Here is an 18,058-nt window from a genome sequence, read left to right as displayed (position 1 = left end):
GAGGAATCGACCGTGACCAGCCCGCAACCCGCCCCGGACCACGCCGCCCTGACCCCCCGCCAGGCGGGTGAGCGGGCCGCCGCCGTGCTCGAAGAGATCCGCACGGCGGTGATCGGCAAGCCGGAACCGCTGGCACTGGTGATGCTCGGCATCCTCGCCGGCGGCCACGTGCTCATCGAGGACCTGCCCGGACTCGGTAAGACCCTGCTGGCACGCTCCTTCGCCACCACACTCGGCCTGGACTTCCGCCGCATCCAGTTCACTCCCGACCTGCTGCCCTCCGACGTCACCGGAGCGCCGTTCTACGACCAGCGGACCGCCGACATGGTCTTCAGACCCGGCCCCGTCTTCACCCACCTCCTGCTCGCCGACGAGATCAACCGCACCCCGCCCAAGACCCAGGCCGCGCTGCTGGAGGCGATGGCCGAGTCACAGGTGTCCGTCGACGGAAGCACCAGGCCGCTGCCCATGCCCTTCGTGGTCGTCGCCACCGCCAACCCCATCGAGTACGAGGGCACCTACAGCCTGCCCGAGGCCCAGCTCGACCGGTTCCTGCTGCGGGTGCGCATGGGCTACCTGGAGGCCTCCGAGGAGACGGGCATGCTGCGCGCACGTGTCGACAGGGCGGCGCCCGAGGCCGTGCTGCGCACGCTCAGCGACCCCGGCGAGGTGCTGGCCATGCGGGACGCCGTCGAGAAGGTCGAGGTGGACGACGACCTGCTGGAGTACGCCGTCGCCCTGGTCCGCGCCACCCGCGCCCACCCGCACATCCAGGTCGGCGCCTCGCCGCGCGGCGGACTGGCCCTGGTCCAGCTCGCCCGCGCCCGTGCCGTCCTGGACCTGCGCGACTACGCGACCCCGGAGGACGTCAAGTCGGTGGCGGTACCGGCCCTCGCGCACCGCGTCACCCTCAAGCCGGAGCTGTGGGTCCGGCAGATCGACGGCGACGACGTGCTGCGCGAGATCGTGCAGTCCGTGCCCGCCCCGCAGACCCTGCCCCGCACACCGGTCGCCTCATGACCCAGCCGGTTCCGGACCGCAGGGCCGCCGCCGCGGTTCAACGGGCCCTGGACGGCCGCCACGACGAGTCCGCGCAACCCCCACCGCCTCCTCCGCCAGGTTGGCGTGCCGGTGAACGCGCCCTGCGACTGGGCACGTTGGCCGTCGTCGCACTCGCCGCCGCACTGATCACCGGGCGGCCCTGGGTACTCGCCCTGGCCGCACCGCCGTTGGTGCTGCTCGCCCTCGCCCTGCCGAGCGGGCCGCGCTCCCAGGAGGTGACCGCCGAGGTCGAGGTGGAACCGCGCCGTTGCTTCGAGGGCGAGCGGGTGAGGGTACGGATCAGGGTGTCGTACGACGACGAGAGCGGCCGCCTGGACCCCGGCGTCACCCTCGGACACGGAGTCCGGCTCGATCATCTCGCGGTCGGCCCGCACCACGTCGACCTCGTCCTGACCGCGGAACGCTGGGGCCGCTGGACGCTCGGCACGGTCGACGTCGACGTCTACGACCGCGGCGGGCTGGCCCGGCACACGGTCCGGGTCGAACTCGGTGAGGTCGCCGTCTTCCCGGTGCCCGGACACGCCGGCCTCACCCCCATCCCGGTACGGCTGCCGCAACGGCTCGGCGAGCACACCGCACAGCAGCGCGGGGAGGGAGTCGAGGTCACCGGCGTGCACCCGTACGTGCGCGGCGAACGGCAGCGGCGGATCCACTGGCCCGCCACCACCCGCCGCGGCAGCCTCCAGGTGCACCAGTTCGCGGCGGAGCGCACCGCCGACACCGTCGTCCTGCTGGACGTGCTCGCCGACGTGGTCGACCCGGTCACCGGAGCGTCCTCGCTGGACGAGACCTTCCGGGCCGCCGCCGGCCTGGTCCGCGCCTACCTGCGCACCCACGACCGGGTCGGTGTCGTGTCCGTCGGCGGTGCGACTCGCTGGCTTCAACCCGGAAGCGGCCAGGGGTACTTCTACCGCATCGTCGAGAGCGTGCTGGAGGTCCGCAAGGACATCGCCTACCGCGCCGAGGGACTCGGACTGCTCCCGCCGCCCGCGCTGCCCGAAGGCGCGCTGGTGTACGTCGTCACGCCGCTGACCGACCAGCGGATCCTCGACATCCTGCACCAGGTCCGCGGACGCGCCAATCCTATGGTCGTGGTCGAGATCCCGTCCGGCGAGCCGGTCGTGGAACCCGGCGACACCGAGGGCGAACTCGCGCTGCGGCTGTGGCGGGCCGACCGCGACGCCATGCGCTTCGCCCTGGTGGAACGCGGCATCGCGGTCGTCGCCCACCGGCCCGGCGAGACCCTCGACCTCGCCCTCGCGCCGCTGCTGCGCGCCCGCATCCGAGGAGGGACCCGATGACCACCCCGAGCGCGCGTACCGCCCGGACCGGCGCGAACCCGGCCGGGATCCGGGCCGCCCGGTTCGTCACGGGGCTCACCACCCGCACCACCGACCGCCTGCTCGGCACCGCGCTCGCCGTCGCCGCCTGCGACCCGCCCGCCGCCCTGCACGCGTCCCCGCTGGTGAAGGTGCTCGTCGTGGTGGCCGCTGCCGCCGCCTGGTGGGCCGCCCCGATGGTCGACGCACGGCCCGTCCTGACGTCGTGGCACTGGCGGACCGTCGCGGCCCGGTACCGGACGACGGTGCTGCCGGCCGCGGCGATCGCGGTCTCCGCGGCCACTGGTCCCGCGCTCCCGGTGGCCGTCTGCGTCGCCGCCCTGCTGCTCGCCTACCTGCTCGTCACCGACGCGTGGACAGCCGGCGTCACCGCTCCGCCGGGCCGCCCGCGGGCCACACCGGCTGTGGCGGCCGCCGCCGCGACGGCAGTGGTGCTGCTCGCGGCCCAGGCACCGGTCTCGGACACCTCGTGGGCGCGGCTGCCCGCCTCCCTCGCCGTCGCCGCGACCGTGGTCTGCCTGGTGCTCGCGCTGCGCGGGCGTCGCGGCGGGTCCGCCTGAGTCCACCGTGACACCACTGGTGCCGGGGGCGCCGGTCGAGGTGAACGACCGCGCGTGGTGTACGCCCCGAAACGGGCGTACACCACGCGTCGAACGATCCCCGCAGGTCATGTGGATCGTGTTGGATCGTGTCCTGAGGTGTCAGCTCACTTCACCATCACCTTGACGGTGGAGGAGTGGGTCTTCCCCGAGGCCACACGGAAGTCCTGGGTGCCTTTCGTCGTCACTCGGGTGGCGAGGGCGTACGTGTCGCCCTTCTTCACCTTGGAGTCGACGTGCAGCGGCATCCAAGTGCCGTTCTTGTCCATCTGCAGGGTCACGGGCGCTCCGGGCCTGATGCCGGAGGCACGGCCGGCGAAACGGACCGTGTGCCCGGCCTTGACGGTCGTGGGATGTGCCTTGACCGTGATCGAGGTGGGATGTGCCGGTGGCGTGGTCGCGGTCGCGGCCATGGCTCCGCCGGCGCCCGCGCAGAGCAGTGCGACGGACATCCCGGATGCTGCGGCTACGCGTGTACGCACGTGCATGGCGGCCTCCTCGGAGGAGAAAGAGCAACCCGTAAAATCGTCAACTTGTACGGGCGCTTCGTGCATTCACCACGCTAGTCCTCCGCCCGGAACGGGCTGCAAGAATTCTTCCGCCCGAATGGCCCTGACGTAATAGTTCGTTATGCGGATCGTGAGAATCCGAGTGGCCGGCCGGGAGCTGCGGGCGCCGGATCGCCGGTGCTGTCAGAATGCGGACAGAATTATTTCCCGGCACTTACCTGCTCGGAGTCTCCCGGTCCTGGTTCTGGCCCTGGTTCTGGCCCTGGTCCTGTTCGTGGTCGGTGGCGAGGGCGACATGCCGCCAGGCGTCCATCTCCTTGCGGAAGGCCTCCAGCTTGGCCTCGAACGCCTGGAGCGTGTCCGCACCGAGCGGAAGCCGCAACGGCGGTTCCGGCGCGGCCGCCATCTCGACGACGGCGCGGGCGGCCTTGGCCGGATCGCCCGGCTGCGCGTGGTTCAGGCTCACGGCGGCCGCGCGCATCGCTCCGGCGGTGGACGCGTAGTCCTCGATCGTGTAAGGGCCGGTGTGCAGGCTGGCGGGATCGAGGAAGTCGGTGCGGAAGAAGCCCGGTTCGACGAGGGTCACATGGATGCCGAGAGGGGCGAGTTCGGTGTGGAGGGTCTCGGTGAAGCCCTCGACGGCGAACTACGTGGAGGCGTAGACGCCCCAGCCGGGCGCGGTGGCGAAGCCCACGATGGAGCTGATGTTGATCACGTGCCCGGCGCGCCGGCGGCGCAGCACCGGCAGCACGGCACGCTGCACGGCGAGCGGGCCGAACACGTTGGTCTCGTACAGCGCGCGGACCGCGGCGTCGTCGGACTCCTCGACGGCGGCGAGCAGGCCGCTGCCGGCGTTGTTGACCAGGACGTCGATCCTGCCGAACCGCTCGACGGCGGCGTCGACGGCCGTGCGGACGCTGCGCTGATCGGTCACGTCCAGCGCCACGGTGAGCAGCCCGTCGTCGGCGTCGGGAAACCGGTCACGGACGGTTTCGGCGTTCCTGGCGGTCGCGACCACCTGGTGGCCCGCTGCGAGTGCGGCAAGGGCGATCTCCAGGCCGAGGCCGCGGGACGACCCCGTGATGAACCAGACGCTCATTGTCTTCTCCGGAATTCAGGCATTGAGGCATTGAGGTACTGAGCTATTCGGGTGCTCAGGTGGTGCGCGGGGCGAAGGCCGCGCGGTTCTGGCGGACGAATTCCTCGACGCCGAGCGGGTCGCTGCCGCCGATCGTCTTCACCAGGTCGTTAGTGCCGGCGAAGACTCCGTTGCGGTAGTCGACGGCCACGGCGAGCAGGTGCTGGATCAAGTGGTCCGGTGCGCCGCGGCCTCGCAGGATGGCGGCGAATTCGTCGAGTTCGATGGGCACGTAGGTGACGTCACGGCCCAGGGCGCGTGACATCCGCTCGGCGATCTCGTAGTGATCGAGCTCCTCGGCGCCGTACAGCGGGTAGATCTGGCCGGCGTGCGGTGCGGGGTCCTCCAGGACGGCCGCGATCACCTTCGCCTGGTCGCTCTCCGCGATGGGAGCGTGGCGTCCGTCGGCGAACGGCAGGCGCAGCTCGCCGGTTCCGTCGGCCCAGGTGTCGATCAGCCAGTTGGTGAAGAAGGTCGGGCGGAGGTGGGTGACCGGGACCGGGAAGCGGTCCAGGACGCGTTCGCCGACCCAGTGCTGGCGTGCCGCGTTGCTGGCGCTGTCGCGGCGCGCGGAGATCTGCGACATGTTCACGATCGCCTGGACCCCGGTCTCCGCCGCGGCCTGGGCCACGTTCGCGGTGGCTTCCATCAGGCCGGGACGGATCGGATAGGTGAAGTACAGGGCGTCGATGCCCTGGGTCGCCCGGGCCAGGGAGTCCAGGTCGAGGACGTCACCGACGACGGTGTCGGCTCCGAGGCCGGCGAGCCGGCGGGCGCGGTCGTCGTGGCCGCGGACGAGTGCGCGGACGCGGTGACCGCGCTGGAGCAGCAGCTCGGTGGTGCGGCCGCCGGTCTTGCCGGTGGCCCCGATTACGAGGAGGTTCCGTGCCATGAGGGTGATCTCCGTTTCCTGACGGGAGGCGGCGGGTCTATGAGGAATAAATGGGCTTGACAGCCCTTTTTGCTCACCTCCAGGGAACCTCTCACAGAATGGGTTGTCAAGCCCTTTCTTGCGGTACGATGGTCTGCATGACCACCACCAGCGAAGCGACCGGTCAGAAGCTGACCGCCAAGGGGCTGGCCACCCGTGAGCGCATCGTCAGGGCGGCCGCCGGGCTGATCTACGAACAGGGCGCGCAGAACACCAACAACGAGCAGATCCGTGAAGCCGCCGGGGTCAGCGGATCGCAGCTGACGCGCCACTTCCCGACCAAGGAGTCCCTGGTCCGAGCCGTGCTCGCCTGGCAGGCCGACGACATCGTCACCCGCCACCAGGCACCCGAGCTGGGCGAGCTGGACAGCTTCGCCGCCCTGCGCCGGTGGGCCGACTCCTACATCGCCTCGAAGGACATGCTGCGCGGCGGCTGCACCTTCGGCTCCCTGGCCGCCGAGGTCGTCAAGAACGAACCGTCCCACCGGGACGCGGTGGCCGACGGCTTCGAACGCTGGCAGGCGCTGTTCAGGCGCGGCCTGAGCACCATGCGCGAGCGCGGCGAACTGCGACCGGAGGCCGACCCGACCGCACTCGCGCATCTCCTCACGGCCGCGTTCCAGGGCGGAGCCCTGCTGGACCAGGCGGCCGGCGATTCCACGCCCCTGCGCGACGCGCTGTACGGCGCCTTGGCCTACGTCGAGTCCTTCGCGCCGCACGACTGAGGGGCCGCGCGGAGACGCAGCCCACCGGCGCCGGATCCGCCCCCTCCCGATCGCCGGCCCGACGAGGAGCGTGCCGAACGCGCCCGCATCCGGCTGGCCACCGACCCGGACAGGTAGGGATGCGCCGATACCGCACACATCCCGACCGCCAGAGCCTCAATCACGCCAGAGTCGCACCGCGACCCCGCCTCACGTCCCTTGCGCCGGCCGCCCCTCCAGTTCCCGCTTCGCGGCAAGCGCCCTCGACAGCATCTTGGCCCGGAAGGGATTCGCGCTGCTCAGCGAGGAGGCGACCGCCACCGCCTCCTCCAGCAGCGCCAACCGCCGCTCGGGCAGGTCCCGTACCTGCGCTGACGCGCTGGCCTCCACCAGGACGTAAGCCAGCTTCGACCCGTACACCTCGGGCTCGACCTGCGCCAGCAGACGGTAGATCCGCAGCCCCTCCGTACCGCGCACGACCAGCCGGTTGGAACTCAGCAGCTGTACCCGCGCCCGCATGACCATTTCCTGATCCATCGATCCCCCTCCGTTCCCCCACTCCCACCTGCGCCCGTCCCGCGACGAGGCAGCACGACGAACGCGTCGGCACCCGAGGAGGGATGCCGACACGGACGTCGGAGAGTGGATGACGACGAGTCTGCGGTCAGGCCACCACCCCGGACAAGCCTGAACGGACGTGCGCTCCGTCCTACCGCACACCATGCCCGAGCAGGCATGATGGACCTGACACTCACTCAATGCCGGGCGGGTTCGCCTCAATCGCAGAGTGACGAAGAAGGCGACGAGCCTCGCCGCCGTAACAACTTGGCCGCGCAGTCCCTCTCTCACTGCCCGGCGCCCCACTTCTTCACCGTCGGCCGGACCCGCGATCACGCACGGCGGGCTCCCGTCGGCCGACATCCCATTCACTGAGCGGCGGTCGACGCCCCTTCCGGCGTATCCGAAATACGGCGGGCGGTCACCAGATAGCCCAGGAAATGGAGCTGGATCGTGCCGGACGGACTGTGGGAGATCGCGAAGCCGCTGATCCCGCAGCCAAGGGTGCGGCCGCAGGGCGGCGGAACGCAGGACACGCCTGATGAGACGCTGTTCGCGGCGATCGTCTACGTCCTGGTCGGCGGATGCGCCTCGCGGGCGTTGCCGCCGTGCTTCGGGATATCGAAGTCGACCGCTCACCGCCGGTTCCTGATCTGGTCCAGAGCCGGCGTCTGGGGCCGCCTGCACGAGGCCGTCCTGCACCGCCTCGACGACGCCGGCCTCATCGACGTCACCCGCGTCGTCCTCGACACCGCGAACGGACTGCCCCTCCTCGTCGGCGTCTCCGTCGGCAACGTCCACGACAGCGAAGGGCTGAAGCCCATGATCGAGGGTCACCAAACGAAACAGGACCCTCACCGCGGACGGCACTTCAAGCCCCAGCGGCTCCATGCAGACAAGGCGTACGACGTACCGCGCCTGCGGAAATGGCTATGGGGGAAGCACATCGGTGTGCGCATCGCCCGCAAAGGAGTCGAGTCCAGTGAACGATTAGGGCGCCGCCGCTGGGTCATCGAACGCACCATGTCATGGCTGTCCGGCTACCGACGCCTCAGCCCCCCGCTACGAACGAAATCCCCGCAACTACCTGGCATTTCTCGGCCTGGCCGCAGCACTCTGCTGCTACAAGCGGCTCGTCCGCCTCACCGCGTAGGACACGGTCTTAGGAATTCTAGACGTCATTTCAGGCTGCGTGGTCTTGTGGCAGTCAGAGGTGATGACTGCTGCGTTTGTCGAACGGTTGGCGCCGCAAGACCTGTGGGAGTTGTTCCAACGGGTGGTTCCGCCGGCTCCGGAACGGTCGAAGGGTGGTGGACATCGTCGGCGAGGGAACCCTGAGGTGCTGGCCGCGATCATCGTTGTGGCCACCGCAGGCTGTACCTGGAATCAAGCGGTTCGCCTGTTGAGAGCCAAGATGTGACGGCTTGTCGGCTTCTGTCAGAGGTGCCCCTGGACGCAGAACAGGCATGGCCGCTGATGATCATGTGGGTGTCGAGTCCGTATGAGCACCGAGCGAGTCCATGCCTGCGCGCCCGTCTTCCCGCATGCCGTCATGCCTTCGACAGTTGAGGGAAGCCTCCGGTCCAGTCCCGCTGGAGGTAGCCGCTGACCTGCGGAGTTATCTGGCCACAGTGCCTGATCCGTGGCATCCGTCGCCCCTGGACGGCGCTGCTCACCTCTCGGCCGCCGCCGTTCTGGCCGGGGCCGCCTCCGCCTCGGTCTGCGGCGCCCTCAGCGGTGCCTCGTCCCTGCGGCGCATCATGATCACGTGCTGTACGGCCAGCGTCACGCCCATGCCGAGCCAGAGCGCGTTGGCGTTGAAGGCCTCGCCGAACGCGACCGCGCCGATCGCCCCGAACACCAGCCGGACGGCGACGGTCGCGAGCCACAGGAGGAGGATGCGGCGGTCGCCCTTGCGCAGCACACGTCCGTCGCTCTCCTTCCACATGGGGAAGGCCGCGCCCCGCCAGTAGCCGAAGGCGACCGACGCGAGCAGCGAGAGGACGAGCAGGACGATGCTCCCCGGCTTCAACTCGGCCGGGCCCGGAAGGATGCAGCCGCGGACGATGAGCACACCCGCCCAGAAGTACATGCGCTGGGTGACCGCCCGGACCGTGAACTGACGGACGATGACGACGGTCACGACGAGGACGATCAGAATGGTGTTGAAGTAGAGGACGAAGTTGCTGCCGTCGCCCTTGTCCGCGGCCAGCAGGCTCGCCGTCGTCAGCCCCGTGTGCAGGGTGTCGGTCACTGTCCATCCTCCCCGTCGGGCACGTCGTGCCCGCAGTACGTCCCGCCCGGTGTCCATGGGTCCGGCGCAGGTGGGATGCGCCGGCCATGCCGTGCCAGTAAGCCAGGCCGTCCTTCGCGGACGCAACACGGCCTGGACACCTTGCGCCATCAAGATTCTGGGTCCAAGTCAGGCCCGTGCGCAGGCATTTGAACCGGCAACTTCACGGCAGACCGGACTGCGTCCGCGCGGCGCGAACGAAGCGGTGCTCGCCGGTCCGACTGCCTGGTGGGACGCCGTGGCGGTGCGACACGACGGCGCAGACCGAGCCGTGATGTGCAGGCTCGCGTCCCGTCACCGCCCGCACATCCTTAAATGGAGCGCTCGCACATGTCCGAAACCGATGTCATGGTGAGTCCGGCGGAGATCCCCTTTCTGGTCTGCACCCTGGTCCGTCTGGTCGCTCCGCAGAAGACCCCCACGGTCGGTCCGGACCACCGGCTGGTGCAGGATCTCGTCTTTCACTCATTGGCGCTGGCCGAACTCGGCTTCACCATCGAGGACTTGTACAGGCTGGAGGCACTGACCCCCGAGGTGGCGATGTCCTAGGAGCGGGTCGCGGACGTCATCCGGCTGATCGGCGGCCACGTGGACGACGGGTCCATCACGCTGCCCAGACACTTCGAGGTGAACTCCATCTGCGCCCGCTACGGTGCGACCCGGTCGCCCGAGAGCCAGTAACGTCCGGCCGTAGCACCGGACGAATAGCAGACGTCACGGGTGGCCCGTCGCCGAGGCTCCCCGGGCTCAGGGGGTGAGCGCGTGGCTGCGGGCCCGTGCCGTGCGGCAGCGAAAGACGGGCCCGACGTCGACCACGCGGTCCAGCACCGCCTCGATACGGCCGGTCAGCCGCAGGCTCGTCAGCGAACCGCAGCCCTGGTCGAAGACGTCGTCGTCCGCGGCCACGTCGTCCTGGCCGAGTTCCGGCCGCCATTTGTGCGTCGTCCAGTGGACGGGCACACCTCCGTAGGCCTCCGTTCGCACTGCGTCCTCGTCGCCGACGTGTGTTCCGATGATGAGGTGTCCGCCCGGCTTCAGGGCCTGCGCGAACAGGGCGAGGACCAGTGAGCGGTGTTCCGATACGTACACGACGTTCGACGGGAAGATCGGCATGGGCCACGGGCCCTGCTCAATAGCCTTGGTAGAAGCCTTCGTCCTCCTCGTTGGGTTGCAGCGGTGCGAATTGCCGCAACTCGCCAGCTCTGATCATCCACATACGGAAGAACCCTTCCTCCTGATCCATGATCAGGAGCTGTACCAGGTTCGGCTCGCGCCACGGCACCTCGAACACGCGCCGCTTCAGGGCATCGAGGTCGGCATGGTTCAGAGCACCCGCCCACACCTCGCATTCGGGGTTCTTCCAGCCGCCCCATTGGTTGGTCTCAAGGCTGGTGAGCAGCTTCAAGAAGCCGACTCCATGGACCTCCGGGTGGGCACGATGCGGAGCATCCGTCCGCAACCACTCGCTCAGCGCCTTCACCTCTGCGCCGTCGGCCACATCGACCGAAATCATCACGTTCGCCACCCAGCTCATAGCGATCGTTGTACAGCACCAGCCAGCACCCCCGCGTGGCCATTTCGCTCATAGCAAGGCGCTCCACGTCGCCGCCGTCCCGCAGGCCTCATTCTGAAACGATCAGTCAGTCATGCGTGCGGCTGCACCAAAAAGCCTGACACAAAGAGGCGGGACCACCGCTGGGGAACATTCGTCCAATCCGCAGACGGGCGTCCCCGGCGACAGTGTGCCCAGGACTGTTTCCGACGGCAGGCCGCGCCCGGACGGCGGTGCCCTGGACGGCCGCCGAACGCAGGGGCTGAAGGAAAGGACGGATGCGATGCGGATTCTCATCTCAGGCGCCAGTGTCGCCGGCCCGGTGTTGGCCTACTGGCTGACCCGGCACGGCTTCTCCGTCACCGTCGTCGAGCGCGCGCCGGCGCTGCGGAGGACCGGCGGTCACGCGGTCGACCTGTTCCGCCCCGCGATGGACATCTCGGAGAAGATGGGCGTACTGCCGCGTATCGAGGAACGGGCCACCGGTACGAACCGGATGACCGTCTACCGAGAGGGCTCACGGCGTCCCGTCCGGGCGGACCTCTCCAAGATCTTCGGAGCCACGTCCGACCGGCATGTCGAGATCATGCGCGACGACTTGAGCCAGATCTACTGCGACGCCACACGCGACGACGTCGAGTACGTCTTCGACGACTCGATCACCGCGATCTCGACCGAAGGCGAAGTGCGGTTCGAAAACGCCTCGCCGCGCCGCTTCGACCTCATCGTCGGCGCGGACGGACTGCACTCCAACGTGCGTCACCTCGTCTTCGATGAGCAGTCCCGCCACAGCACCTTCATCGGGGCCTACCTCGGTGTACTGACCCTGCCGAACGTCTCCGACCTCGACGGCGAACTCCTCATCCACGTCGGCGTCGGTCGCACGGCCTGCATGTACGGTGCCCGCCACCTCGGCGAGGCACGGGCGCTGTTCCTGTTCCGGAGCGAGCGCGAACTCGACTACCACTACCGCGATGTGCCCCGGCAGAAGGAGCTGCTGCGGGGCGCGTTCGCTGGCATGCACACCCACGTGGACCGCTGGCTGGACGAACTCGACCGCACCCCGGCGTTCTACTTCGACTCGATCACGCAACTCCACATGGACACCTGGTCGCAGGGAAGAGTGACGCTCGTCGGCGACGCGGGCTACTGTCCGGGTCCTGCCGTAGGAGGCAGCACCACCCTGGCCGTCGTCGGCGCCTACGTCCTCGCCGGAGAACTGGCACGAGCGGGCGGCGACCACGAACACGCCTTCCCGGCCTACGAGCGCGTGATGGCGGCACACGTGCGCGGCAGCCGCGCGGTCGCGTTGAGCGCGGCGAAGACTCTGATCCCCACGTCCCCACTCGGCGTGTGGGGCCTGGCCCAGGGCGCTCGCCTGATCTCCGCCCTGCCCGCCGGCCCCAGCCGCGCCCTCCTCCGCCTCACCACCAAGAGCGCACGCCTCTACAACTCCATGACCGTCGACGACTTTCCGCCGTAGATTTCCCACGTGATCCAGGACGGTGAATCGATGCGCGGGGGACTGTCGACGGTACGCCGTCAGGGCGAGACCGTCCTCAGGCCCTGGCGTCCGTGGACCCCGGCCGTGCGGGAACTGCTACGGCACTTGGAGCGGGTGGGATTCGACGGTGCGCCGCGCGCCCTTGGAGACGGTCCCGTGGACGGCCACGAAGTCGTGTCGCTGCTCCACGGCGAAGTCGGACTCTCCCCGTGGCCACGGATGCTCCTCGGGGACGAGGGCGTCGTCGCACTCGGCAGGTGGCTGCGCGCCTATCACGAGGCGGTACGCGACTTCCGGCCCTCGCCGCGGGCCGTCTGGTGCGACCCGGACGCCCACTGGCGTCCCGGGCTGATCGTTCGGCACGGTGACCTCACGACCTGGAACTCGGTCTGGACTGAGGACCGGCTGGTCGGTGTCATCGACTGGGACCTGGCCATGCCTGGGGAGGCGTTGGACGACCTGGCGCAACTAGCCTGGTACAGCGTGCCCTTGAGGCTCCCCGAACGCCAGCGAAGGGTCGGCTACGGCGCCGGTGGTGCGCCGTTGGCCCGACGACTGCGGCTCCTCTGTGACGCCTACGGCGCACGCCCGGCCGATGTGTTGGACGCGCTGGCTCGGTTGCAGCGCGAGGAGACCGATCGGATCGCACGCCTGGGCCCGCTCGGCGCGGATCCTTGGGCGACATTTCTGCGGCGGAACTTCGTCCCGGACATCGAGGAGGAGCGTGCCTGGGCGATGGCCCGACGCGAAGAACTCCTCGGTGCCTTCCCGTGACCGTCCTACACTCCACCCATGGAGATCGTTTCTGCGAACGTCGTCGAAGACCTGGCTCCAACGGGAGTGTTGAGAGCGTCGATCAACCTGGGCAACCCTGTCCTCGCGCAAGGCACCCCCGCGGAGCCCGCCGGTGTCACGGTGGACATCGCACGCGAGATCGGCCGGCGGCTTGGAGTGCCCGTGGAACTCGTCTGCTTCGACGCGGCGCGCAAGTCGTTCGAGGCCATGGCTTCCCACCGGGCGGATCTCTGTTTCCTCGCAGTCGAACCGGCCCGGGAGGCGGAGGTCGCCTTCACCGCGCCCTACGTGGTCATCGAAGGTGTGTACGCCGTGCCCCTCGACTCGGAAGGCCTGTCCGCCGCCGACGTCGACCGGCCAGGCGTCCGCATCGGGGTCAAGGAGGGCTCCGCCTACGACCTCTACCTGAGCCGAACCCTTCGGCACGCCACCGTCGTACGTGGTGCGGAGGGCGTGGAGGTCTTCCAAGCGCGAGGCCTGGAAGCCGCGGCGGGAATCCGCCAGCCGATGACGGCCTTTGTCGCGGCCCACGCGGACCAGGTCCGGCTGATCGAAGATCGCTTCATGGAGATCAGACAGGCTGTCGGGGTTCCCCGGACGTGCGCGGACGAGACCGTACGTTTCCTGCACGCGGTGCTGGAAGAACTCAGGGCAGAGGGGTTTGTGGCCGACGCCCTTCGTCGCTCACACCAGTCTCCGACACTCGTCGCGCCGCCTGCCTAGCGGGCCTTCGTCGGTGACTGTCCTGGGTGCTGTCCGGCAGGGACGATGTGTGAGCGGTTCGCCGGCCGGTGCGGACACATGCAGCGAGTGGATGTGCGTTAGCCCAGGGGGGTGAACGGGGGACTGGATGTGTGTCGTCCAGGCACATCCATGCTGGGTCACCAGATCAGGCACCAGTAGGTGCCGTAGTGCCCGATGGCGATGTGCCGGCCCTGGGGTACGAGGCTCGGGTTCGGCTGTCCCACGGCCGAGAGGCTGCAGACCGGGTCGCCGACCTTGTTCGCCGCTGCCATCCGCTGGGCGGCGGCCACGGCCTCTGGCGACGTGACCCAGGTGGTCGTGCCCGGCTTCGTGCCGGTGGCGGTCGGGGCCGGAGTCGTCGGAGTCGTGGGCGACGGTGTCCGCGACGGCTGCGGGGTCGCCGCGGGCGGCCTCGGTAGCGTCGTCGCGGGGGACCGTGACGGCTGGGGCCGGGTCGGGGCCGGTGTGGACGGCGGGCTCGGCAGCCTTGGCGGCCTCGGAGACGTCGGGGAGGTGCGTGGGGGCGTCGACGTCGGGGAGGTCTCTGGAGGCGTGGACGCTGGGGAAGTCTGTGGGGGCGTCGACGCCGGGGCGGTGTGCGGGGGCGTCGAGCTGGGCGGCGTCGGTGACGTCGGCAGGGTGGGTGTGAGGGTCGGCTTCGGGGGCGGTGTGTGGGGAGGCGGCGGCTTGGTCGTCGGTGTGTGCACCGGCGGCGGGGGAGGCAAGGGTGTCCGGTGGGGCGTCGGCCGGGTGCCGGGTGGCACCGGAGGCAGGGGCTGAGGCGGTCTGGGCGCCGGTGTGTGTGCCGGTCCCGGTGTCTTGGAGGCCGGCGTGCGCGAGGCCGGCGGCCGTGTCGACGGGGACAGGGACGGGCTCGGTGTCGGGGGAGTCGTCGTCACCGACGGTGACTCGGACACCGACGGCTGCTCCGACGGCAATGCCGTCACCGAGGGTGACGACGTCGGGTGTGACGAGCCGCCGCCGTTGCCGGAGGACACCAGTGCCCAGGCCCCCAGGCCGGCGCCGACGGCGACGACGGCCGCGCCGCCCGCGATCCACGGGGCTCGCCGTGGTGGCTGCCGGTGCCGGTTCATGGTTCTCACTGTCTATCCGATCGTGGACTGCCTCAAGCCGGGAGCGGAGCCACCGCCGGCCGGGAGTGGAGCCACGCCCACCTCCGGCAAGCACCAGCCGGAGCCGCGATCCGGGGCCTGACATGGCACGAGCGGGCCTGGACGTGACCCACTTTTGTGCCTGGCCGTAGCTGCCCGCTGCCCGCTGCCCACTGCCCACAGACCTCCACCGGGGCACGGTGCCGGTCACCGTGAACGGGATGCCGGGGCTTCCCGGCACGAGTGGCGAATCGGAGGGCCACTGCCCGGCCGGACGCCCGTTCCTCCGTCCCGTGAGTACAGGGCGCCGGTGACGCGGACGCCGGAGAGGGCGACGACCGGGTGCGCTCAGCGGCCGTCCGCCCTTGCGCGACCGGCGAAGCCGAGCCCTGGCACCCAGGGCTCGAGGCCCCCTCCCCGGCCCTCGACGGCGAAGTCACCGCGCCCGCAACGAAGTTGTCCTTGCCGCTCCGCGCCACCCCCGGACTGCACAGCTCGCGCGCACCCTCTGGACACGGCCCCCGGTCCGTGCTGTCATGCCCGTTGGCTCTCTGCTTTCCAACGTTGAAATACCCCAGGCGCCCCGGTCTTGGACTCGCGGTTCCTGGTCCCCCACGTCCCGGATCGTGCCAGGAGGCTCCCCCATGCCCCTGAACCGCAGACACTTCGTGGCCGGCGCGCTCACCGCGGCCGGAGCGAGCGGGCTCCCGCTCGGCATGGCCGGCACCGCCCAGGCGGCGCCGCACGGCACCCGCGGCGCAGAGGCCACGGTGTCGTCGCGCGTGGCGCCCGCGCCCGGCGGGCTCTACTCGCCCAACGCCGCACCGCTCTCGCCCACCGCCTTCCTGCGCCTGCCGCCCGGCGCGGTCACCGCTCGCGGATGGCTCGACGCGCGGCTGCGTCAGCAACTCGCCGGGCTGTGCGGGCAGTACGCCGCGGTCTCGCACTTCCTGGTCATGTCCGAGTCCGGCTGGGTGCACCCCGAGCGCACCGGCTGGGAGGAAGTCCCGTACTGGCTGCGCGGATACGTGGACCTGGCGATCCTCACCCAGGACGCCACCGCGCTGGCCGCCGTCCGCCAGTGGATCGACGCGATCGTGGCCACCCGGCAGTCCGACGGCTGGTTCGGTCCTACCGCGCTGCGCACCTCCCTCGGCGGAGGCCCGGACTTCTGGCCCTTCCTGCCGCTCACCTGGGCACTGCGCAACTGGCAGGAATACAGCGGGGACAGCCGGATCGTCCCGCTGCTCACCGGCTTCTTCCGCTTCATGAACGCGCAGGGCCCCTCGGCGTTCAACCAGAGCTGGGTGTCGGTGCGCTGGGGTGACGGCCTGGACAGCGTCTTCTGGCTGTACAACCGCACCGGCGACTCGTTCCTGCTCTCCCTCGCCGACAAGATTCACACCAACGGCGCCAACTGGGTCAACAACCTGCCGTCGCTGCACAACGTGAACATCGCGCAGGGTTTCCGCGAGCCCGCCCAGTACGCGCTCCGTTCACCGTCCAGCGCGCTGACTCAGGCCGCGTATCAGAACTACACGTCGGTGATGACCTCGTACGGACAGTTCCCGGGCGGGGGATTCGCCGGCGACGAGAACGCGCGACCCGGATTCGGTGACCCCCGGCAGGGCTTCGAGACCTGCGGGATCGTCGAGTTCATGGCCAGCCATCAGCTGCTGACCCGGATCACCGGCGACGCGGTGTGGGGCGACCGGTGCGAGGACCTGGCCTTCAACTCGCTGCCCGCGGCGCTCGATCCGTCCGGGAAGGGCATCCACTACATCACCAGTGCCAACAGCGTGGACCTGGACGACGTCGCCAAGACGCAGGGGCAGTTCCAGAACAACTTCGCCATGCAGGCGTTCATGCCGGGCGTCGACCAGTACCGCTGCTGTCCGCACAACTACGGCATGGGATGGCCCTACTTCACCGAGGAGTTGTGGCTCGCCACACCGGACAAGGGGCTGGCGGCCGCGATGTACGCGCCGAGCCAGGTCACCGCGAAGGTAGCCGACGGCACCGCGGTGACCGTCACCGAGACCACCGACTACCCCTTCGGCGACACGATCACCCTGACCCTCGCCACACCCAAGCCGCTCGCCTTCCCGCTGTACCTGCGCATCCCCGGCTGGTGCGGAGCGCCGCAGGTCACCGTCGCCGGGGCCGCCGTCTCCGCGTCGGCAGGACCGTCCTGGAGCGTGGTCACGCGCACCTGGAACAACGGCGACACCGTGACGCTGCGCTTCCCGCAGTCGACCGTGCTGCGCACCTGGCCCGGCAATCACCAGCTCACCGCGGTCGACCGCGGGCCCCTCACGTACTCGCTCAGTATCGGCGAGAACTACGTGCAGTACGGCGGGAGTTCGCAGTTCCCCGAGTACGAGGTGCACGCCACCACGGCCTGGAACTACGGGCTCGCGCCGAACGACGGAACCTGGACCTTCACCCGAAGCGGCGGCGCGCTTCCCGCCGACCCCTTCAAGCGCGACACGACTCCGGTGCGGATCACCGCCCCCGCGCGAAAGATCGCCGAGTGGCAGGCCGACAGTCAGCACGTGGTCGCCCCGGTGCAGGACTCGCCGGCACGCAGCACCGCCGCCGTCGAGACCGTGACGCTGATCCCCATGGGCGCGGCCCGGCTGCGGATCTCCGCGTTCCCCACCACCTCACCGACCGGCCACCCGTGGCAGCCGGTCGCCGACTACCGACGGCTCCGCAACAAGAACTCCGGCAAGGTGATGGGTGTCGACCTGATGTCGACGGCCAACAGTGCCCACGTCGTCCAGTTCGACGACAACGGCACCGCCGACCATCTCTGGCAGTTGATCGACAACGGCGATGGCTGGTACCGCATCCGCAACCAGAACTCGCAGAAGGTCCTCGGCGTCGACCTGATGTCGACCGCGAACAGTGCCCACGTCGTCCAGTACGACGACAACGGCACCGCCGACCACCTCTGGCAGTTGGTCGACAACGGTGACAGCTGGTTCCGCATCCGCAACAAGAACTCCGGCAAGGTGATGGGTGTCGACCTGATGTCGACGGCCAACAGTGCGCACGTCGTCCAGTACGACGACAACGGCACCGCCGACCACCTCTGGCAGTTCCTGTAGGACCACGGAGAGCCGGCCGGCGGCCACGCGCACCGCGGCCGCGCAGTGTCACCGAGGCGTGCTGCGCGCGCCGAAACCCCCCTGCTTGCACGGCGCGCCAGGCC

Annotated in this window: 19 protein-coding genes and 2 pseudogenes; 12 read left to right on the top strand and 9 right to left on the bottom strand. The window is 69.8% G+C overall.

Annotated features, from left to right (window positions below; genetic code table 11):
• Nucleotides 1-12: 12 nt before the first annotated feature.
• The 3 genes from ACIQOE_RS32080 to ACIQOE_RS32070 are packed head-to-tail and all read left to right on the top strand — an operon-like array spanning nt 13 to nt 2,962.
• Nucleotides 13-1,020, top strand: a complete 1,008-nt coding sequence (locus ACIQOE_RS32080; RefSeq protein WP_401415152.1) for an AAA family ATPase — start codon at nt 13-15, stop codon at nt 1,018-1,020.
• On the top strand, nt 1,017-2,363 hold the full coding sequence (locus ACIQOE_RS32075) for a DUF58 domain-containing protein (protein ID WP_401415150.1): 1,347 nt from the start codon (nt 1,017-1,019) through the stop codon (nt 2,361-2,363). Before ACIQOE_RS32080 ends, ACIQOE_RS32075 begins: the two co-directional genes overlap by 4 nt.
• Nucleotides 2,360-2,962, top strand: coding sequence for a hypothetical protein (locus tag ACIQOE_RS32070; RefSeq protein WP_401415148.1), 603 nt, complete (start codon nt 2,360-2,362; stop codon nt 2,960-2,962). The genes ACIQOE_RS32075 and ACIQOE_RS32070 overlap by 4 nt, the downstream gene beginning before the upstream one ends.
• Nucleotides 2,963-3,108: 146 nt before the next feature.
• Here the strand turns inward: ACIQOE_RS32070 and ACIQOE_RS32065 are convergent, their stop codons facing one another.
• The 4 genes from ACIQOE_RS32065 to ACIQOE_RS32050 form a co-directional block, all read right to left on the bottom strand.
• The gene (locus ACIQOE_RS32065; protein ID WP_399010456.1) at nt 3,109-3,453 is read right to left on the bottom strand and encodes a hypothetical protein; all 345 of its coding nucleotides are present in this window, start codon (nt 3,451-3,453) and stop codon (nt 3,109-3,111) included.
• A gap of 271 nt (nt 3,454-3,724) precedes the next feature.
• Complete coding sequence (locus ACIQOE_RS32060) at nt 3,725-4,096, bottom strand: hypothetical protein (RefSeq protein ID WP_401415146.1); 372 nt, start codon at nt 4,094-4,096, stop codon at nt 3,725-3,727.
• A 60-nt stretch (nt 4,097-4,156) separates the two neighbouring features.
• Entirely contained in the window at nt 4,157-4,609 is a 453-nt protein-coding gene (locus ACIQOE_RS32055) for an SDR family NAD(P)-dependent oxidoreductase (protein WP_401415144.1), read from the bottom strand.
• A 55-nt stretch (nt 4,610-4,664) separates the two neighbouring features.
• Nucleotides 4,665-5,540 (bottom strand): NmrA family NAD(P)-binding protein, encoded by an 876-nt coding sequence (locus tag ACIQOE_RS32050; RefSeq protein ID WP_365557232.1) that lies wholly within the window; start codon nt 5,538-5,540, stop codon nt 4,665-4,667.
• A 137-nt stretch (nt 5,541-5,677) separates the two neighbouring features.
• On the opposite strand from ACIQOE_RS32050, the gene ACIQOE_RS32045 reads away from it, so the two are divergent.
• The gene (locus tag ACIQOE_RS32045; protein WP_351324992.1) at nt 5,678-6,304 is read left to right on the top strand and encodes a TetR/AcrR family transcriptional regulator; all 627 of its coding nucleotides are present in this window, start codon (nt 5,678-5,680) and stop codon (nt 6,302-6,304) included.
• Nucleotides 6,305-6,493: 189 nt separating this feature from the next.
• On the opposite strand, the gene ACIQOE_RS32040 is transcribed toward ACIQOE_RS32045, so the two are convergent.
• Nucleotides 6,494-6,820 (bottom strand): hypothetical protein, encoded by a 327-nt coding sequence (locus tag ACIQOE_RS32040; protein ID WP_365557234.1) that lies wholly within the window; start codon nt 6,818-6,820, stop codon nt 6,494-6,496.
• Between the two features lie 471 nt (nt 6,821-7,291).
• On the opposite strand from ACIQOE_RS32040, the pseudogene ACIQOE_RS32035 reads away from it, so the two are divergent.
• Nucleotides 7,292-7,994: pseudogene (locus ACIQOE_RS32035) on the top strand (transposase).
• 63 nt (nt 7,995-8,057) lie between these two features.
• Nucleotides 8,058-8,231: pseudogene (locus tag ACIQOE_RS32030) on the top strand (IS5/IS1182 family transposase); the annotation flags it as partial.
• 282 nt (nt 8,232-8,513) lie between these two features.
• On the opposite strand, the gene ACIQOE_RS32025 reads toward ACIQOE_RS32030, so the two are convergent.
• Nucleotides 8,514-9,095 carry a hypothetical protein gene (locus ACIQOE_RS32025; protein WP_399010452.1) on the bottom strand — a complete coding sequence of 194 codons (582 nt, stop codon included), beginning with the start codon at nt 9,093-9,095 and terminating at the stop codon, nt 8,514-8,516.
• 369 nt (nt 9,096-9,464) lie between these two features.
• Here ACIQOE_RS32025 and ACIQOE_RS32020 point away from each other — a divergent pair, with 369 nt between their 5' ends.
• The gene (locus tag ACIQOE_RS32020; RefSeq protein WP_401415140.1) at nt 9,465-9,683 is read left to right on the top strand and encodes a hypothetical protein; all 219 of its coding nucleotides are present in this window, start codon (nt 9,465-9,467) and stop codon (nt 9,681-9,683) included.
• Nucleotides 9,684-9,881: 198 nt separating this feature from the next.
• On the opposite strand, the gene ACIQOE_RS32015 is transcribed toward ACIQOE_RS32020, so the two are convergent.
• Together ACIQOE_RS32015 and ACIQOE_RS32010 are read right to left on the bottom strand one after the other, a co-directional pair.
• Nucleotides 9,882-10,223, bottom strand: coding sequence for a phosphopantetheine-binding protein (locus ACIQOE_RS32015; RefSeq protein WP_401415138.1), 342 nt, complete (start codon nt 10,221-10,223; stop codon nt 9,882-9,884).
• Nucleotides 10,224-10,263: 40 nt separating this feature from the next.
• On the bottom strand, nt 10,264-10,668 hold the full coding sequence (locus ACIQOE_RS32010; RefSeq protein WP_401415136.1) for a squamosa promoter-binding protein 15: 405 nt from the start codon (nt 10,666-10,668) through the stop codon (nt 10,264-10,266).
• 301 nt (nt 10,669-10,969) lie between these two features.
• Between ACIQOE_RS32010 and ACIQOE_RS32005 the strand changes: the two genes are divergently transcribed.
• The 3 genes from ACIQOE_RS32005 to ACIQOE_RS31995 are packed head-to-tail and all read left to right on the top strand — an operon-like array spanning nt 10,970 to nt 13,708.
• Nucleotides 10,970-12,169: an FAD-dependent monooxygenase gene (locus tag ACIQOE_RS32005; protein WP_401415134.1), complete on the top strand. Its 1,200-nt coding sequence runs from the start codon at nt 10,970-10,972 to the stop codon at nt 12,167-12,169.
• Nucleotides 12,170-12,178: 9 nt separating this feature from the next.
• Nucleotides 12,179-12,964, top strand: coding sequence for a phosphotransferase (locus ACIQOE_RS32000; RefSeq protein WP_401415132.1), 786 nt, complete (start codon nt 12,179-12,181; stop codon nt 12,962-12,964).
• An 18-nt stretch (nt 12,965-12,982) separates the two neighbouring features.
• Nucleotides 12,983-13,708: a transporter substrate-binding domain-containing protein gene (locus ACIQOE_RS31995; RefSeq protein WP_401415130.1), complete on the top strand. Its 726-nt coding sequence runs from the start codon at nt 12,983-12,985 to the stop codon at nt 13,706-13,708.
• 158 nt (nt 13,709-13,866) lie between these two features.
• On the opposite strand, the gene ACIQOE_RS31990 is transcribed toward ACIQOE_RS31995, so the two are convergent.
• Nucleotides 13,867-14,019: a hypothetical protein gene (locus ACIQOE_RS31990; RefSeq protein ID WP_351324979.1), complete on the bottom strand. Its 153-nt coding sequence runs from the start codon at nt 14,017-14,019 to the stop codon at nt 13,867-13,869.
• A gap of 13 nt (nt 14,020-14,032) precedes the next feature.
• Here ACIQOE_RS31990 and ACIQOE_RS31985 point away from each other — a divergent pair, with 13 nt between their 5' ends.
• A complete protein-coding gene (locus ACIQOE_RS31985) occupies nt 14,033-14,509 on the top strand; it encodes a hypothetical protein (RefSeq protein ID WP_401415128.1) in 477 nt (158 codons plus the stop codon).
• A gap of 976 nt (nt 14,510-15,485) precedes the next feature.
• Nucleotides 15,486-17,954 (top strand): RICIN domain-containing protein, encoded by a 2,469-nt coding sequence (locus ACIQOE_RS31980; RefSeq protein WP_401415126.1) that lies wholly within the window; start codon nt 15,486-15,488, stop codon nt 17,952-17,954.
• The last annotated feature ends 104 nt before the right edge of the window (nt 17,955-18,058 follow it).

The sequence above is a fragment of the Streptomyces sp. NPDC091282 genome, from assembly GCF_044757385.1.
In the GTDB taxonomy this organism is placed as follows: domain Bacteria; phylum Actinomycetota; class Actinomycetes; order Streptomycetales; family Streptomycetaceae; genus Streptomyces; species Streptomyces gramineus.
This window is presented reverse-complemented; position numbering and strand designations above follow the sequence as displayed.

What these genes read in the sequence shown, in the direction of transcription:
- ACIQOE_RS32070 (WP_401415148.1), top strand. Translation starts at nt 2,360, where the DNA reads ATGACCACCCCGAGCGCGCGTACCGCCCGGACCGGCGCGAACCCGGCC.
- ACIQOE_RS31995 (WP_401415130.1), top strand. Translation starts at nt 12,983, where the DNA reads ATGGAGATCGTTTCTGCGAACGTCGTCGAAGACCTGGCTCCAACGGGA.
- ACIQOE_RS32040 (WP_365557234.1), bottom strand. Translation starts at nt 6,820, where the DNA reads ATGGATCAGGAAATGGTCATGCGGGCGCGGGTACAGCTGCTGAGTTCC.
- ACIQOE_RS32050 (WP_365557232.1), bottom strand. Translation starts at nt 5,540, where the DNA reads ATGGCACGGAACCTCCTCGTAATCGGGGCCACCGGCAAGACCGGCGGC.
- ACIQOE_RS31980 (WP_401415126.1), top strand. Translation starts at nt 15,486, where the DNA reads ATGCCCCTGAACCGCAGACACTTCGTGGCCGGCGCGCTCACCGCGGCC.
- ACIQOE_RS32005 (WP_401415134.1), top strand. Translation starts at nt 10,970, where the DNA reads ATGCGGATTCTCATCTCAGGCGCCAGTGTCGCCGGCCCGGTGTTGGCC.
- ACIQOE_RS32075 (WP_401415150.1), top strand. Translation starts at nt 1,017, where the DNA reads ATGACCCAGCCGGTTCCGGACCGCAGGGCCGCCGCCGCGGTTCAACGG.
- ACIQOE_RS32045 (WP_351324992.1), top strand. Translation starts at nt 5,678, where the DNA reads ATGACCACCACCAGCGAAGCGACCGGTCAGAAGCTGACCGCCAAGGGG.
- ACIQOE_RS32065 (WP_399010456.1), bottom strand. Translation starts at nt 3,453, where the DNA reads ATGTCCGTCGCACTGCTCTGCGCGGGCGCCGGCGGAGCCATGGCCGCG.
- ACIQOE_RS32055 (WP_401415144.1), bottom strand. Translation starts at nt 4,609, where the DNA reads ATGAGCGTCTGGTTCATCACGGGGTCGTCCCGCGGCCTCGGCCTGGAG.
- ACIQOE_RS32020 (WP_401415140.1), top strand. Translation starts at nt 9,465, where the DNA reads ATGTCCGAAACCGATGTCATGGTGAGTCCGGCGGAGATCCCCTTTCTG.
- ACIQOE_RS32010 (WP_401415136.1), bottom strand. Translation starts at nt 10,668, where the DNA reads ATGAGCTGGGTGGCGAACGTGATGATTTCGGTCGATGTGGCCGACGGC.